At 59.4% G+C, this 16,020-nt stretch carries 11 protein-coding genes; 9 read left to right on the top strand and 2 right to left on the bottom strand.

Annotated features, from left to right (window positions below; translation table 11 throughout):
* Positions 1-141: 141 nt before the first annotated feature.
* The 6 genes from AB7M22_RS01995 to AB7M22_RS01970 all read left to right on the top strand — a co-directional run bounded on the left by AB7M22_RS01995 (position 142) and on the right by AB7M22_RS01970 (position 6,054).
* Positions 142-888 carry an amino acid ABC transporter permease gene (locus AB7M22_RS01995; RefSeq protein WP_008009324.1) on the top strand — a complete coding sequence of 249 codons (747 nt, stop codon included), beginning with the start codon at positions 142-144 and terminating at the stop codon, positions 886-888.
* Positions 888-1,559, top strand: coding sequence for an amino acid ABC transporter permease (locus tag AB7M22_RS01990; RefSeq protein ID WP_032835350.1), 672 nt, complete (start codon positions 888-890; stop codon positions 1,557-1,559). Before AB7M22_RS01995 ends, AB7M22_RS01990 begins: the two co-directional genes overlap by 1 nt.
* The gene (locus AB7M22_RS01985; protein WP_007898528.1) at positions 1,556-2,290 is read left to right on the top strand and encodes an amino acid ABC transporter ATP-binding protein; all 735 of its coding nucleotides are present in this window, start codon (positions 1,556-1,558) and stop codon (positions 2,288-2,290) included. Before AB7M22_RS01990 ends, AB7M22_RS01985 begins: the two co-directional genes overlap by 4 nt.
* Before the next feature lie 199 nt (positions 2,291-2,489).
* Entirely contained in the window at positions 2,490-4,391 is a 1,902-nt protein-coding gene (gene aauS / locus AB7M22_RS01980; RefSeq protein WP_454185067.1) for a two-component sensor histidine kinase AauS, read from the top strand.
* Positions 4,388-5,716, top strand: a complete 1,329-nt coding sequence (gene aauR, locus AB7M22_RS01975; RefSeq protein WP_454185066.1) for a two-component response regulator AauR — start codon at positions 4,388-4,390, stop codon at positions 5,714-5,716. The genes aauS and aauR overlap by 4 nt, the downstream gene beginning before the upstream one ends.
* An 8-nt stretch (positions 5,717-5,724) precedes the next feature.
* Positions 5,725-6,054, top strand: coding sequence for a GlpM family protein (locus AB7M22_RS01970; protein WP_454188748.1), 330 nt, complete (start codon positions 5,725-5,727; stop codon positions 6,052-6,054).
* A gap of 227 nt (positions 6,055-6,281) precedes the next feature.
* On the opposite strand, the gene AB7M22_RS01965 is transcribed toward AB7M22_RS01970, so the two are convergent.
* The gene (locus tag AB7M22_RS01965) at positions 6,282-6,950 is read right to left on the bottom strand and encodes a DsbA family oxidoreductase (RefSeq protein WP_454185065.1); all 669 of its coding nucleotides are present in this window, start codon (positions 6,948-6,950) and stop codon (positions 6,282-6,284) included.
* A 563-nt stretch (positions 6,951-7,513) separates the two neighbouring features.
* Here AB7M22_RS01965 and AB7M22_RS01960 point away from each other — a divergent pair.
* Complete coding sequence (locus tag AB7M22_RS01960; RefSeq protein WP_007898541.1) at positions 7,514-7,870, top strand: DUF6124 family protein; 357 nt, start codon at positions 7,514-7,516, stop codon at positions 7,868-7,870.
* Between the two features lie 124 nt (positions 7,871-7,994).
* Here AB7M22_RS01960 and AB7M22_RS01955 read toward each other — a convergent pair whose 3' ends face one another.
* Entirely contained in the window at positions 7,995-9,029 is a 1,035-nt protein-coding gene (locus AB7M22_RS01955) for an alpha/beta fold hydrolase (protein WP_454185064.1), read from the bottom strand.
* A 244-nt stretch (positions 9,030-9,273) separates the two neighbouring features.
* On the opposite strand from AB7M22_RS01955, the gene AB7M22_RS01950 reads away from it, so the two are divergent.
* Together AB7M22_RS01950 and AB7M22_RS01945 are read left to right on the top strand one after the other, a co-directional pair.
* Positions 9,274-10,164 (top strand): hypothetical protein, encoded by an 891-nt coding sequence (locus tag AB7M22_RS01950; protein ID WP_454185063.1) that lies wholly within the window; start codon positions 9,274-9,276, stop codon positions 10,162-10,164.
* Between the two features lie 269 nt (positions 10,165-10,433).
* Positions 10,434-16,016, top strand: coding sequence for a dermonecrotic toxin domain-containing protein (locus AB7M22_RS01945; protein ID WP_454185062.1), 5,583 nt, complete (start codon positions 10,434-10,436; stop codon positions 16,014-16,016).
* The last annotated feature ends 4 nt before the right edge of the window (positions 16,017-16,020 follow it).

Below are 16,020 nucleotides of genomic sequence, written 5' to 3'. Positions count from 1 at the left end.
TCACTCCCTGCTGGCATTTCTGGAAACACTCGAACCGGTGGTTGTCGAGCCGCTCGTGTGTGCCCGACCGTCAAGGTTGGGGCGGGAACGGAGTCCCCAGGCGGGCATTTGTAAATCGAACGAATCCGAGGGGAGACCCTAATGAATTACAACTGGGACTGGGGCGTGTTCTTCAAGTCCACCGGCGTGGGCAGCGAGATTTATTTCGACTGGTACCTCTCCGGTTTGGGCTGGACCATCGCCATTGCCGTCGCAGCCTGGATCATCGCGCTGCTGCTGGGCTCGATTCTGGGCGTCATGCGCACGGTACCGAATCGCATCGTATCGGGCATCGCGACCTGCTACGTCGAACTCTTCCGTAACGTGCCGCTGCTGGTTCAGCTGTTCATCTGGTACTTCCTGGTGCCCGACCTGCTGCCTGCGGACATCCAGGAGTGGTACAAGCAGGATCTCAACCCGACCACCTCGGCCTTCCTCAGCGTCGTCGTGTGCCTGGGTCTGTTCACCACCGCCCGGGTTTGCGAACAAGTGCGCACCGGTATCCAGGCGCTGCCTCGCGGTCAGGAATCCGCCGCCCGTGCCATGGGCTTCAAGCTGCCGCAGATCTACTGGAATGTGCTGCTGCCCCAGGCATACCGCATCATCATTCCGCCGCTTACCTCGGAATTCCTGAACGTATTCAAGAACTCGTCCGTGGCATCGCTGATCGGCCTGATGGAACTGCTCGCGCAGACCAAACAGACCGCAGAGTTCTCCGCCAACCTGTTCGAAGCCTTCACCCTGGCCACGCTGATCTACTTCACGCTGAACATGGGCCTGATGCTGCTGATGCGCATGGTCGAGAAGAAAGTCGCCGTACCGGGCCTGATCTCCGTAGGGGGTAAATGATGGAATTCGACTTCTCGGGCATCATCCCGTCCCTGCCGGGTTTGTGGAACGGCATGGTCATGACCCTGCAACTGATGGCGCTGGGCGTCGTCGGCGGGATCATCCTCGGCACGATCCTGGCACTGATGCGCCTGTCCCACAGCAAACTGCTGTCGAACATCGCCGGCGCCTACGTTAACTACTTCCGCTCGATCCCGCTGCTGCTGGTCATCACCTGGTTCTACCTGGCGGTGCCGTTCGTACTGCGCTGGATCACCGGCGAAGACACCCCGATCGGCGCATTTGCCTCGTGCATCGTGGCGTTCATGATGTTCGAAGCGGCGTACTTCTGCGAAATCGTCCGGGCCGGCGTGCAATCGATCCCCAAGGGCCAGATGGGTGCTGCCCAAGCATTGGGCATGGGTTACGGCCAGATGATGCGATTGATCATCCTGCCGCAAGCGTTCCGCAAGATGACACCGCTGCTACTGCAACAGAGCATCATCCTGTTCCAGGACACCTCGCTGGTTTACGCGGTCGGCCTGGTGGATTTCCTCAATGCCTCGCGCGCCAGTGGCGACATCATCGGTCGCTCCAATGAGTTCCTGATCTTCGCAGGTCTCACGTACTTCACAATCAGCTTTGCCGCCTCGCTGCTGGTCAAGCGTCTGCAAAAAAGGTTTGCCGTATGATCTCTATCAAGAACATCAACAAGTGGTATGGCGACTTCCAGGTACTGACTGATTGCAGCACCGAGGTCAAAAAAGGCGAAGTGATCGTGGTGTGCGGACCGTCCGGTTCCGGAAAATCCACCCTGATCAAATGTGTCAACGCGCTGGAACCGTTCCAGAAAGGTGACATCGTGGTCGACGGCACCTCCATCGCCGACCCGAAGACCAACCTGCCAAAACTGCGTTCGCGCGTCGGCATGGTGTTCCAGCATTTCGAACTGTTCCCGCACCTGAGCATCATCGATAACCTGACCATTGCGCAAATCAAGGTGCTGGGCCGCGGCAAGGAAGAAGCCACCAAAAAAGCCCTGCAACTGCTTGAGCGCGTCGGCCTCTCCGCCCACGCCAAAAAACACCCGGGCCAACTCTCCGGCGGTCAGCAACAGCGTGTGGCGATTGCCCGTGCGCTGGCGATGGACCCGATCGTCATGCTGTTCGACGAACCGACTTCGGCGCTGGACCCGGAAATGGTCAACGAAGTACTCGACGTGATGGTGCAACTGGCCCACGAAGGGATGACCATGATGTGCGTGACCCACGAAATGGGCTTCGCCCGCAAGGTAGCGGACCGGGTGATCTTCATGGACCAGGGCAAGATCATCGAAGACTGCAAGAAAGAAGAGTTCTTCGGCGACATCAACGCCCGTGCCGAGCGTACACAGCACTTCCTCGCGAAGATTCTGCAGCACTAAGGCACCGGGCACCACTTGTGTGGGAGTGAACCGTTTTTCGTAGGAGCCAGGCTTGCCGGCGAAGGCGCACTTAAGGACGCCTTCGCCGGCAAGCCTGGCTCCTACGGGATCCGGTTGGGCTTGCCCTCTCACACAGCAGCTCCCACAGGGCTCGTGGGTATATGGATATTTGTGTTGTGGTTGACCCAAGGCATCTGTGATGAAATGCGACTCCACTCTCTATCGCGCCGCGCCGCCATCACTCGCCGTGAAACCCCGTTTGATTCGCCATCTGTTCCTGCCGCCGCTGATCATCGCCCTGATGATCGGATTGGGTTACATCGGCTTCTGGGTCAGTGAACACTACGGAATTCGCAGCCTCAGCGAGAACGGCCAGCGCCAGCTGGAACTGCACGCCCGCGCCGTCGAAAGCGAGATCAGCAAGTACACCTACCTGCCCAGCCTGCTGGAACTCGAATCCAGTGTTTCCAAGCTGTTGGCCGACCCGTCGCCGGAACTCCGGCAGACAGTCAACGAATACCTTGAAGGCCTGAACCGGCGTAGCCGCAGTCGGGCTATCTATGTGATGGACACCACCGGCCGCGTACTGGCCACCAGCAACTGGCGCGATGTCGACAGTTATCTGGGTGAAGACCTGTCCTTCCGCGCTTATTTCCAGAACGCCGTGCGCGGTCAGCCGGGGCGTTTCTATGGCATCGGCAGCACCAGTGGCGAACCCGGCTATTACCTGGCTCATGGCCTGGAAGAGCACGGCAAGATCATCGGCGTCGCCGTGGTCAAGGTCCGTCTCGAAGCCATGGAAGAACGCTGGCAGCGTGCGCGCCTGGAAGCCTTCGTCAGCGACGAGAACGGCATCATCATTCTCTCCAGCGACCCGGCGCGGCGGCTTAAATCGGTTGTGCCATTGAGCGAGGAAACCAAGGAAAAACTGGCCCGTAGCCTGCAGTACTACTGGTTTCCGCTGAACGAACTGCAACCGCTGGCGCGGGAGAAACTGGCCGAAGGCGAGGAAAAACTGACCTTCCCCGCCAACAGCGAACTGGAGTCCGATGAAGAGAACATCAGCTACCTCTCGCAAACCCGTCCTCTAAGCGACACACCATGGAATTTCACCCTGCTCACGCCCCTGCAAGACCTGCGGCGTGAAGCGATCAATCAGGGGATCCTGGTGGCAGTGGCGTTTGCCCTGGTGGCGTTTCTGCTGATCGCCTGGAACGAGCGGCGCAAGGTCATTGCCACCCGCCTCGCGGCGCGGGAAGCCTTGCAGGAAGCCAACAATCAACTGGAGCGTCGGATTACCGAACGCACCACCGACCTGCGCGCCAGCAACGAACGGCTCAAGGGCCAGATCCGTGAACGCCGGCAGGCGGAAGAGACGTTGCGCCGTGCCCAGGATGAACTGGTCCAGGCCGGCAAACTGGCGGCCATCGGCCAGATGTCCACCAGCATCGCCCACGAATTGAACCAGCCACTGGCCGCCTTGCGGACCTTGTCCGGCAATACCGTGCGCTTTCTGGAACGCGGTCAGCTGGATGTGGCCAGCACCAACCTCAAGACCATCAATGAACTGATCGACCGCATGGGCCGGATCACCGCCAGCCTGCGTTCCTTCGCCCGGCGCGGTGATGACAAGGGCCAGGCCAGTTTTGGTAAAGCCGTCGACGCCGCCCTGCAATTGCTGGGCAGCCGGATGGAAAGCGCGCACCTGCAATTGCATCGCGACCTCGAAGACGTGCAGGTGCAGATCGACCAGACTCGCCTGGAGCAGATTCTGGTCAACCTGATCGGCAACGCGCTCGACGCCATGCAGTCGCAGCCCCAGCCGGAGTTATGGCTTGAAGCCGAAGAATTCAACGGCAAGTATCGCCTGCGGGTGCGCGACAATGGCCACGGCATCGATGCCGAAGCGCGCAAGCATCTGTTCGAACCGTTCTTCACCACCAAACCCGGCGAACAAGGCCTGGGCCTCGGCCTGACGCTGTCAGCAAGCCTGGCCGCCGCCACTGGCGGGCATCTGGGTGTCGAGCACCCGGCCAGCGGTGGTACCACCTTCGTTCTCAGTTTACCGTTGGTAAGCCCCACTCCCGCCGAGCCAATATGAACAACGACCTTAGTGTGCTGATCGTCGAAGACGACCCCCATGTGCTGCTCGGCTGCCAACAGGCGCTGACCCTGGAAGACATTCCCTGCATGGGCGTCGGCAGCGCCGAAGAAGCGCTGGAGCGGGTCGGCGATAACTTCGCCGGCATCGTCATCAGCGACATCCGCCTGCCGGGCATCGATGGCCTGGAACTGCTGACCCGGCTCAAGGCCCGCGATCGCAGCCTGCCGGTGGTGCTGATTACCGGCCACGGCGACATCTCGATGGCCGTCGGCGCGATGCAGAAAGGCGCCTATGACTTCATGGAGAAACCCTTCTCCCCCGAACGCCTGGTGGACGTCGCCCGCCGGGCGCTGGAGCAACGCAGCCTGGCGCGGGAAGTCACTTCGTTACGTCGTCAACTTTTCGAGCGGGACTCCCTCGAAGGCCGGATCATCGGGCGCTCACCGGCCATGCAGAACCTGCGGGAACTGATCGCCAACGTCGCCGATACTTCGGCCAACGTGCTGATCGAAGGCGAGACCGGTACCGGTAAAGAATTGGTCGCGCGCTGCCTGCACGACTTCAGCCGTCGGCACACCAAACAGTTCGTCGCGCTGAACTGCGGTGGCCTGCCGGAGAACCTGTTCGAAAGTGAAATATTCGGCCACGAGGCCAACGCCTTCACCGGTGCCGGCAAGCGGCGGATCGGCAAGATCGAGCACGCCGACGGTGGCACGCTGTTCCTCGATGAAGTGGAAAGCATGCCGCTGCCGTTGCAGATCAAACTGTTGCGGGTATTGCAGGAACGCACTCTTGAACGCCTTGGCTCGAACCAGAGCGTGGCGGTGGATTGCCGGGTGATCGCCGCGACCAAGTCCGATCTGGATCAATCGAGCAAGGCCGGCGAGTTTCGCAGCGACCTGTATTACCGCCTGAACGTGGTAACCCTGGAGCTGCCGCCGCTGCGCGAACGCCGCGAAGACATCCTGCAACTGTTCGAACACTTCCTGCAGCAGTCATCCCTGCGCTTCGACCGCGCGGTGCCAGAGCTGGACAACCAGACCCTGTCGACCCTGATGAGCCACGACTGGCCAGGCAATGTGCGCGAATTGCGCAACGTCGCCGAACGCTTCGCCCTCGGCCTGCCGGCCTTCAAAAAAACCGGCGCCAGCGGCAGCAACCAGGGCCTGGCCTTCGCCGAAGCAGTGGAAGCCTTCGAACGCAACCTGCTCAGCGACGCCTTGCAGCGCAGCGGCGGCAACCTGACCCAGGCCAGCCTGGAACTGGGGATGGCCAAGACCACGCTGTTCGACAAAGTGAAGAAATACGGGCTGAGCCACTGATGGACCTGATTTTCAAAGCAACCCTGGGCGCGGCGGTGGTGGTGATTCTCGCCATGCTGGCCAAGACCAGAAACTATTACATCGCAGGCCTGGTGCCGCTGTTTCCGACCTTTGCACTGATCGCTCATTACATCGTCGGCAAGGGGCGCTCGCTGGATGATCTGAAAACCACCATCGTGTTTGGCATGTGGTCGATCATTCCGTACTTCGTCTACCTGGCGACCTTGTATGTGATGGTCGACCGGATGCGGCTGGAGGTTTCGTTGGCAGTGGCGGCGGTGGCGTGGTTGATGGCGGCGACGGTGCTGGTCAGCGTGTGGATGCGTCTTCACGGATAACGCCTCCGTTCTGTAGGAGCGAGGCTTGCCCGCGAAGAACGATAAAGCGGAGTTTCAGGGACACCGCGTCGAAACATTCGCGGGCAAGCCTCGCTCCTACAGTTAACTGATCGTTCCCACGCTCCGCGTGGGAATGCAGCCCGTGACGCTCCGCGTCACTGGACGCGGAGCGTCCTTAGAGGCGTTCCCACGCAGAGCGTGGGAACGATCGAGCGTGTAACGTCAGTTCAACCGTTGACCGTTCCGCCCTTCGCCTCACTCATGATCTGGCGAATCGCACCGACAAACGTCTCCACCGGCTGCCCGCCACTGACGGCGTACTGCCCGTTGAACACTACCGTCGGCACTGAGCTCACTCCGCGCGATAACCACAACTGTTCTTCCTCGCGAACCTCTTTGGCGAATTCGTCGGACGCCAGGATCGCCTCGGCCCGCTGCCGGTCCAGTCCCACGCTTTCGGCGATCTGCGCCAACTGTGCGTGATCGGACGGGTTGCCGCCCTCGGTGAAATACGCCTTGAACAGTGCGTCTTTCAGGTTGAACTGCAACCCTTCCAGCCCCGCCCAATGCAGCAAGCGGTGAGCATCGAAAGTGTTGTAGATACGGCTGCTGCCGTCCGTGCGAAAGGCAAACCCGACCTCGGCTCCACGCGCGCGAATCATTTCGCGATTCTTCTGCGATTGCTCAGGCGTCGAACCGTACTTTTCGCTGATGTGTTCGGTGATGTTCTGGCCTTCGGGGCCCATCTTCGGGTTAAGCTCGAACGGCTGGAAACGGATCTCGGCCTGGACTTCGTCACCCAGCATATCCAGGGCACGGGTCAAGCTATACAGACCGACGACGCACCAGGGGCAGGACACGTCGCTGACGAAATCGATTTTCAGGGGGGTACTCATCATTTACCTCGCAGGCTTGGATCGCGCCGGAAAGTTCGAACGATACACCCGAAGGCTGAGCCCGTGTGGCAGCCGTTCCACTATTCCTGTGGGAGCCGGGCTTGCCCGCGATGACGGCCTTCCAGACGACATCAGCGGTGACTGACACGCCGCCATCGCGGGCAAGTCGAATCGTCGCACCGCCGCTCCCACAGGTTTTGGGGTGTTTGGGCGGGCGTGTTTAGTTCTGTTTAGCGTTACTTCCTGAAAGCTACAGCGCCTTGCGCCGTCGCCTACAACCACGTCAGAATCCGCCGGCTTGTGCGTCTGGAGGCCCGTCGGTAACTTGGTTCGTATCACTGATTCCCAGTGATCGGGTTTAGTAGCCCGGCTAATTTATCCACGGTTGCACAAGTGTCATCCAGTCAGGTTTCGACCTGCGCTTGATGGTAGCTGTGCGCATGGCGCCCTCGGGCGCGCCGGGTTTTTGGGTAATTTTACCGGTCTACTAACTTGCGCACAGCTGCCACCCTTCCGTTTAGTAGCGAGACAGGTTGCGGCTCTACTATTAGGAAGAATACCCAATGTTCAAGATCACACCCAACCCACCGGAAACCGACGACGTTTCCCCCTACGAAACCCCGAGCTCCAAAAAGCTCAACGAAGCCGCCGACCGCGCCCTCGATTACTACCTCAAACCGGTCATTCCCAAAGACACTCCACGCAAACCCAGCACCCTTTACTTGATCGCCCCCGACGCCAATAACGAAACCCTGCTGGTCAACGCCTGCGAATCGCTGGCAGCGGCGAGCGTGATGTTGAGTGATTTCGCCGGGCAGCTGAACGGCCCGCAGCGCAACACCGTGCTCGGCATCCAGAACTCGGTCATGCTGGGTGAACTGGCGGTGAACCGGATGCTCGATAACTTCGTTCCAACGTAAAGCCTGAGCCTGTACTAAAACCTGTGGGAGCGAGCCTGCTCGCGATAGCGGTCTGTCTGCTACATCAATACTGACTGGTCCGCCATCATCGCGAGCAGGCTCGCTCCCACATTGGATTTGGGTGTTATAGAAGATTGCGTTCGGCCACTGGATCGATTTGTGCCCAGTGTGAGGTGTCTTCGCGATGGGCCTGCAAATACGGCAACACTGCCGCCAGTAACGGCGCTTTGAATGCTTCCTGGAAACGATGGGCCAGCCCCGGGATCAGCTTCAACTGACTGCCGCGAATATGTGCCGCCAAGTGCACGCCGTGCATCACCGGCAACAACGGATCGGCGGTGCCGTGAACCACCAGCGTTGGCACCCGCAATTGGTTGAGCAGCGCCACGCGGCTCCGTTCAGCGAGGATCGCCATGATCTGGCGCTTCACGCCCTCCGGGTTGAACGCCCGGTCATAGGACTGCGCCGCCTGCTGCAGCAACGCCTGCCGGTCATCGCTCACCGCCGGGCTGCCCAATGCCGCCAGCAAATCAGCCTGTTGCTCCAGCGCCACCTCCCGATTCGGTGCACCACGTCGCGCGAGTAACTGCACCAGCGCCGCACTCGGTGCCGGCAAACCTTCGGCACCCGAGCTGGTCATCAGCAACGTCAGGCTCTCGACACGTTGTGGCGCCATGGCCGCCATATGCTGAGCGATCATCCCGCCCATGCTGGCGCCCAACACGTGGAATTGCTCGACGTGCAAGGCATCCATCAGCCCAAGCGCATCGTCGGCCATGTCCGTCAGGGTGTATGGCACCGATACCGGCAAACCCAGTTTGTAACGCAGCACTTCAAAGGTCAGGTTGGCCTCGATAGGCGTCTGCCGCCAAGTCGAGAGGCCCACATCGCGATTGTCATAGCGAATCACCCGAAAACCCTGCTGACACAGCGCAACCACCACCTCGTCCGGCCAGTGAATCAACTGCCCACCCAAGCCCATGACCAGCAACAACGCAGGGTCCGAGGCACGGCCAATGCTCTGGTAGGCCAGGCTCACCTGCGCCAGATCGACCCGCTCGGTCGGAACATTGACATCACATCGCGAAGCCGCCAGGGACGGCAGGCTGAACAATAAAGCGACCAGAAAAGTGGTCGCCGATAAAAATAAAGCACGCATGAAAAACACCGAAACGCAGAACTCCAGTAGAGCGCGAGTCTGATGAAGTTTGTTCAAGCGCGCTGCCACAGTTACGTGACAGTTTGATGAAGATTGCCGAGTGGTCGTTTCGTCGAATGCTCACAGTGCGGTTCGAATTGCCCTACCGCTTGTCGTAACTGTCAAAAGTGATAGTTACCGCGACACCCACCTCTTCATTACATTGAGGCTCGCTATCCATCGAAGGAAAGCCAAGGGGTCACCTATGAGAAATTTAGTGTTTTTAATTCTTCTGGTTTTGCTGACGGGCTGCAGCAGCAGCCCGGTGATTAACGTCAGCCACACGACCTCGGGCGCCAGCGTTGCCGCATCACTTCAAAAGCGTTACAACGAAACAATTGATAAATGCAATGGCTCCCCAAGCCAGCCGGCATTCCTTTGTTCCGGAGTGTTACTACGAGCGACTGACACCCCGAACGGCTTCCATGTCTGGGATCCCAGCCCTATGGCCATTGAACTGGGCGGCATGTCATTTTCCTTTTTCAGGGTCGACGCAAGTTTCCCACGCCTGCCTTGGGACCGAACCAATGGCTACATCCTGTACCCCGTATTGAGCCGTCCCGAGGGCAGCTTGCAAACAATGGTGCTGTGTGTGTTCCCCATCGACGGCGCTACCTGGGGGAGGGACAAACCAGGCTGCGGGGCTTCCGTAACTTATCCCTTGAACAGCAAGCGATGCCAGACCATGGGGATCACCACCGCCGAACAATGGGTCCGCCATACCTTCACGCCTGGGGTTGATTCGTTTCGCTACCAATGCAGCTTTGATGTGCGAGATGCGATGAACGAACTTGCCTCAGATTCTTTTTACCAAGCCATTCGTGCTATCGAACTGAAGCCTGTCGGACTTCCGACAATCAATGATTTCAGCGAAGTCATTATCCAGACGTGGTCCCCTGGCATCCCACGCCAACTTCCCATTGAGGCATTCTTCTATGTAGCGGGTGGCCTGGGGGTGGCTCAATACAACCAACGGGACTTTTATGCCCAGACGACAAATAAAGTTGTTCCGATCATCAAATTGATCATGCCGACCTCTCCACAGAATAAAAATGCGCGTTTTGAGTTTCATCCCGAGGATCAGGCGATCCAGTGAAAAAAGGGCTGGGCCATCAGGCTGACCTCGAAGCTGCGTTTTCCTCCGAGCCGATAGCACCCAAGGTGCCGACTGCGAGTTCTAAAAGGGGACGTATCTATTTAACCGACTGATTCACCCGCGCGGGTGCCGAAACAGTCTTGCTTGCACCCTCCGCAGGCAAGACGTCAGCCTATAACTATGTACCACCAGCGCCTCCAGCAACTGACCTCTAATGGCCTGAGTGCCCAGACAACCTGGGCCTTGTTTGCCTCTGGAGACCAGTTGCCATGCCCGATGCCCCAAAACCCATGCAGGCCGATTTCGGCCTCACCCACCCTCTTACGCCCAACCCGGATCAGAGCCTGCTTCTGACCGCCTCGCAGCGCTGGAGCGACTGTCGCCGACAGTGGCTCGAACTCATGACGCAAAGCCCGCAGGCACGCGCCTCGATCAGTCAATTACTCAAGGAACAGTGGGATCTTGACGGCAACCGGGTCGGTTTCGGTTTCTTCGCCACCGCCAATCGGCCAGAACACTTTGTCAGCCTGACCCATGCCTGCGCCTTTGTGCTGCAACATCCTGCGGTCGAAGCTTCACTCAACGCGCGTTGCGTGGTGATCGGGCTTGCACGGGAACACCGCCTCTACGGCAAGTCCCCCGCCGAACTGCTCAAACAGCTCAAAAGCCTGAACCCGGAGCGTCTGCTCAATCACGCCTGGGAGCGTTGGTGGAATGCCCGGGCGCCCGGCACGGCGATATCACGCAGAGCGCTGGCCGCCCGGTTGTATCGTCAGCACTTCGAAGCCTCCAGCCAGGTCGCCCATGCCCTGCGCACCTTGACGGCCGAACAGATGAAACCCTTGCTGGCGTTGATCGATGCGCCCGGCGACAGCATGGCTGTCGATTCCCCTCGGGTGGCCGTCAGCCAAATGGCGCTCCGGTTCACTGATGGCCGCCGTGTCGAGCTGCCCGGGGTTTTGCTCATCAGTACCGAGCAACCGTCCGCGCAGTTGCTGTATTTGCCAGAGCAGCAGCCGGCCTGGAAACACTTCAAGGAGCGTCATGAGGTCGAAAACTGGCTGATCGCACACCCGCAAAACGCTGTCGGGATGTCCCGGCTCAATGACGTCAGCCTCGAATACACGCGGATCGAAACCACGCCGCTGGAGGGGGCTGGCGAACAACTGATCGCTCGCGTATCGGTCGCCTGGATGAACAGTGTTCGTCAGGGCAACGGCAGTGATATCGCCGAGCATGGTGCCACCGCGCTGGACTCCGCCGACCGGCTGGCTCGGCAACATCGCCAGGAGGCGGTTTTTGCCGAGCCTGCAGAACGGCCGGCAGACATCGACAGCGAGGGGCAAAGCGGCGACAGTGTCCCGCAGTTCGGCTTGCTCAACCCCGATATTGCGCTGGACACCCGCCAGAGAGCCATGGCCCTGCATTGCGCAGCGCTGGAAACGCTGCTTGGCAAAAACTTCGAGGGCGATCTGAATGATCCACGCCTGCAGAATCTGAAAAAACACCTCGACACCCTGACGACAGCAGAACAGGCCAGCCACACCGCCGCGTCCACATTGCTGAACGCCCGCAACGCGCTGAAGATGCTGGAGCTGCGTCATGCACCGAATCAACACTACACCGCGCTGTATCAGGCACGGCTGACGGGGTTGCGCAGCGAGGCAGATATTCAGCTGACCCTGGACCAGATCAGCCCCGAAGAGCACCAAATGCTCAAGGCTGTTCTGGATACCCCCGTTCGAGCGGAGCGCAATGCCGAGGTCGCGGTTGCGCGGCTGACACTGTCGGCCACCGAAGACGACGGCGGCAGCCCCCAAACCGAGGAACTGGACGGCGTGCTGTTGATCACGCATCCATCGGTGCTGCATGGCGCCGCGTCCCACACCCTGTTGCTGTACTGGCCTGGCCGGTTCGGTGGCTTGCAGCGTTTCGCCTCTCGAAGAGCGCTGGAACAAGCACTGTTCAAGCTGAGCGCCAACGACGACGTGTTGGCCTTGCACCTTAGCGAGCTGGTCGGTGACCCGTTCGAATACGCCCTGAAAAATCAGCTCTACCGCTGCGAACAACAGGCTGCACAACTGATTGCCGACAACCCCGCGCCGTCCCATGCCAGGCAGCGGACGGCGGCGCTGGAAAAACTGCGCGAACACACCCTCGCCCGCTTGACCGTGCCAATACCCGCCGCCCGGGAATTGGCCTTCGCGCAATTTCTCGAGCAAAACCACAGCAGCGCCCTGGCTCGAGCGCTGCCGCAATGGCTCGGCACGCTGGCCGATGCTCGGCGCTTGCAGCTCAAGCACCTGTTCAAAACCTACATTGCGGCGATGAAGCGCTCCCATGAATTGCTCGAAAGGGATCTGCCGCCACGGGATGATTTCAGCAAAAAACGCATCGACGCTCGCCTGCGCCAGGACTTTTCCCTCACGCAAGGCTTTGCGGTGACGATCGATCTGCCCGACTCGACGCAATGGCAGAAGGTCGTGATGGAAGGCGCCGCACCGGGAACGCCTCAGGAGAATGTGCTGATTGCCAGTGAATCGCGCAGCAAACTGCCCCTCGTCGAGCTGACGCAATCGAACATCGATCAACCCCTGTGGTGGCGCCTGTCGTTCATGCAGGTCGACGTCACAGCGGATACCGAGACAGAACGCATAGCACTGGAAAACGGCATCACCCCGTTTTACCTGCGCAAACTGGTGACCGAGCTGGATTTGGCCGGCCACTATGAGACACAGCTCTGTCACGCTTTTCTTGGCGCTCCCGGCGCCTCGGCCTTCGATCTTGAATATCGCCGTGAAAGCCTGACCGAACCCTGGCGCCTGATGCTGAAACTGCAAGGTGAGTTTGCTTTGTTGCAACGGCAGATCGATGCCCATGGACGGCAAGTGCTGGATATCGCCATTGACGCCAATACCCGGGAAGCCTTTGCGGCTCAGGGCAAGCGTATCGTGCTGCTGCCGGCCCATCTGACAGTGGGCGGTGAGGATACCCCGCATCAAGGCCCGAGCACATTGTCCGGTGTCACCTTCATCGAGGAACAGGTCAGCGGCCTGACACTGCTCTACCTACCGGACGGCCCGGACGGGATCTACCTGCGCCAGTACGACACCCTTGAGCAGGCGCGCCAAAGCCTGTTCAACCTGTGCCTGCACAACAGCATGGTCAACTATCTGGCCGGGCGTGCCTTGCAAGGCGACTTCGCCCTTCACGTCAGTCGGATCAATGAGGCATTGCTGCGCAACTTCAATACGCTGATCGGCGTCGGCATGGCGTGGCCGGCCACCACATCGCTGGCGGCGCATCTGCTCAATGTGCATATGGGGCGTTTACTGGAAGCCCATCGAAATACCTCACGCTCCAATGACGCCTTGTACCTGGAACACTGCGCACTGAAGTCCGGCGCGACGTTCAACTATCTGAAAATGGCCCTGGGCCTGGTGCCATTCGTGGGCTCGGCCATTGCCTTGTATGACGCTTGGGGCAGCGCCAATCTGGCGGTCGCTGCTTTGCTGCGTGGCGACGTCGGTCATGGTCTGGCCGAGGTGGAAGCGGTGTTGTTGTCGTTGATCGACGCTGCCATGGATGTGCTTCCGGGTGCCAACGCGGCTCCCGGTACTGCCCGTGCGATAACGCGCCATCGTCAGTTACGGGCAATGGCTCGAAAGGCCGGTGCCTTGCAGATGCCCTCGCGTCAACAGGCCCGTCGCGTCCGTGATTACTTCCACGGCTACGAATACGAGCACGAAATTTCTCTGGCTGGACTGCAACCCGCCACACACGGCATCTATCGCAATGTCTATCGGCATGCCGAGGGCGACTTCATGATCAGCCAGGGGCGTATCTATCGGATTGAGTTGAGCGATGGCCCTCGGGGCTGGCGCTTGCACGGCACATGGGCCCGCGCCTATAAACAGCCGATCGCCCTTGATGAGGCCGGCAACTGGAACACCCACTATGCGGTGTACGGCACATTGATGGAGGGAGGTGGCATGGGCGGCGGTGCGGCACTCGGGCATCTGGCCGACGGCATGGATCCGCTCTGGCCAGCCGTTATCAGGGGTTGGCTGCCCCGCTGGTGGCCGGATCGGACTCAGCGTCGTCTGGGGACATTGAAACACACCATCGACGCGAGTACCCGGCAGCTCACTACGCAGTCCAAAAAAACTAAAATAGACATCCTGGCATACTATGACGCCGACACCGAACAACGCATAAAACTGCAACCTTCCGTCGACGCTGCCTGTGCCAAAGACATCGACATCGCCCAGAACCAATACGCCGATCTGGAAGAACTGCGCAGTTTGGGCGGGCGAGGACAAGCCCGTGAGATTGCGGAGGTTAAAAACAACTGCGCCTTTTTAGTCGTTGATCGCACCCTGTGCCGGATCGACCTGGCCAATAAGCGACTACAGGACTGCCTCGACCGGATCGATGAACTCAATGAACTTTCCAACACCACACCCGCCAGCGATATCCGCAAACACCTGGACTTGATGGCGCAACGCACGGCGGTCCGTAAAGCTTTTCTTCAGGACCTCGAATACGCTTACACCGCGACCGAACAGGCCAACCTGTGGAATGGTCGAATAACCCTTAAAAACCAAAAACTGGAAATGGCCGATGATCTGGCGAGGGTAAACAAGGCGTTCACCGGGACAAACTACCGTTACCTGAAGGCAGCACACAGCCTCGAAATCATTACCCGATACGACGCCGTCCACGACCAGTCCTGGTTGTATTTTCATGTACAGGTGAAAAACGCCAGGATCAAAGTGGATCGTGCCATGATCACCCAGCACAACCTTCCGACCGTGCACGCCAACGTGACACAACGCCACAGAGTGTTGAAAGACTGTCTGGAGACTTACTCCAAATTCCGCCGCAACCTGAATGCCTGGGTACTGGGCTATCCGCAACACCTGGATAAGGAACAAGTCACCCAGTTTCTGGATAACCTGGCGAATCTCGAGACATCTGCTCAAAAAGTCTTGGGTAACCGCGCCTCCACCTCGCCGAATGAAGCCGCATCCGGTAAGAAGTTTTTTGAGACCGAAGACAACCAGTTACTGATCGGCGTCGAAAAAACCGATGCGGTGACTCAGCAGAAGCGGTTCACCATCGAGGGGGTCGATGGACACACGGAAACCTGGCTGCCGCGCTCAAGCGGTAAATATCACCTCAGCGAGCAATCTGCCGCCGTACAACGTCCGCAGCAGACGGATATTCGGCCGTTACTGGTGGAGTCCCGAACACGACTTGCTGCCATAGAAAACTACCAGAGCAAGGTCAAAGGATATGCCGACCAGGGCATGCTGCCGGTCGACCTTGAGCACATGATGAACAGCGAAGCTGACGAACTCATCACGCGGGCGCAGGACATCGAACGACTGTCACCCACCGATCCGATCATCGTGCAACTGAAGGAAAAGGCCCGTGATCTGGTGCGTGCCGGGCGCACCCTGCGCATCGAACAGTCCATGAACAGCAGAACCCCCACCGAGGGTTATCTGGACTATCTGCTGGAGCAACGGGTGGTGGACATCCGCAAGGAAGGCGCATTGCGGGATATAGGCAAGCGCCCGGACGGTCGACGGGATTTTCTGCAGGAATATGAGGTACGTGATCTGACGAGCGAGCCGGCGCCAACCTTGTGGTATGCGCACTTTCACTACACCTCGGCAAAGCCTGCGTTCAATGACTTCACCAAAGGCCATCTGAAACTGCCTGAACAACGCAACCTGGGCCTGCAATGGCAACAGGCTCAAGCCCACAGCGGCGCTCAGGTGGAGTCGATCTGGCGGGGCAACATCGGCAAACCGCTGGCACTCAAACATTTTCCACAGCTATGAAGAA

The sequence above is a fragment of the Pseudomonas sp. ADAK2 TE3594 genome (assembly GCF_053628675.1).
The sequence above is the reverse complement of the archived record's forward strand: the minus strand, read 5'-3'. Positions and strand labels throughout refer to the sequence as shown.

Bases quoted from the DNA above. Each gene is read 5' to 3' on its own strand.
- AB7M22_RS01995 (WP_008009324.1), top strand. From the start codon at position 142: ATGAATTACAACTGGGACTGGGGCGTGTTCTTCAAGTCCACCGGCGTG.
- AB7M22_RS01990 (WP_032835350.1), top strand. From the start codon at position 888: ATGGAATTCGACTTCTCGGGCATCATCCCGTCCCTGCCGGGTTTGTGG.
- AB7M22_RS01985 (WP_007898528.1), top strand. From the start codon at position 1,556: ATGATCTCTATCAAGAACATCAACAAGTGGTATGGCGACTTCCAGGTA.
- aauS (WP_454185067.1), top strand. From the start codon at position 2,490: ATGAAATGCGACTCCACTCTCTATCGCGCCGCGCCGCCATCACTCGCC.
- aauR (WP_454185066.1), top strand. From the start codon at position 4,388: ATGAACAACGACCTTAGTGTGCTGATCGTCGAAGACGACCCCCATGTG.
- AB7M22_RS01965 (WP_454185065.1), bottom strand. From the start codon at position 6,950: ATGAGTACCCCCCTGAAAATCGATTTCGTCAGCGACGTGTCCTGCCCC.
- AB7M22_RS01960 (WP_007898541.1), top strand. From the start codon at position 7,514: ATGTTCAAGATCACACCCAACCCACCGGAAACCGACGACGTTTCCCCC.
- AB7M22_RS01955 (WP_454185064.1), bottom strand. From the start codon at position 9,029: ATGCGTGCTTTATTTTTATCGGCGACCACTTTTCTGGTCGCTTTATTG.
- AB7M22_RS01950 (WP_454185063.1), top strand. From the start codon at position 9,274: ATGAGAAATTTAGTGTTTTTAATTCTTCTGGTTTTGCTGACGGGCTGC.
- AB7M22_RS01945 (WP_454185062.1), top strand. From the start codon at position 10,434: ATGCCCGATGCCCCAAAACCCATGCAGGCCGATTTCGGCCTCACCCAC.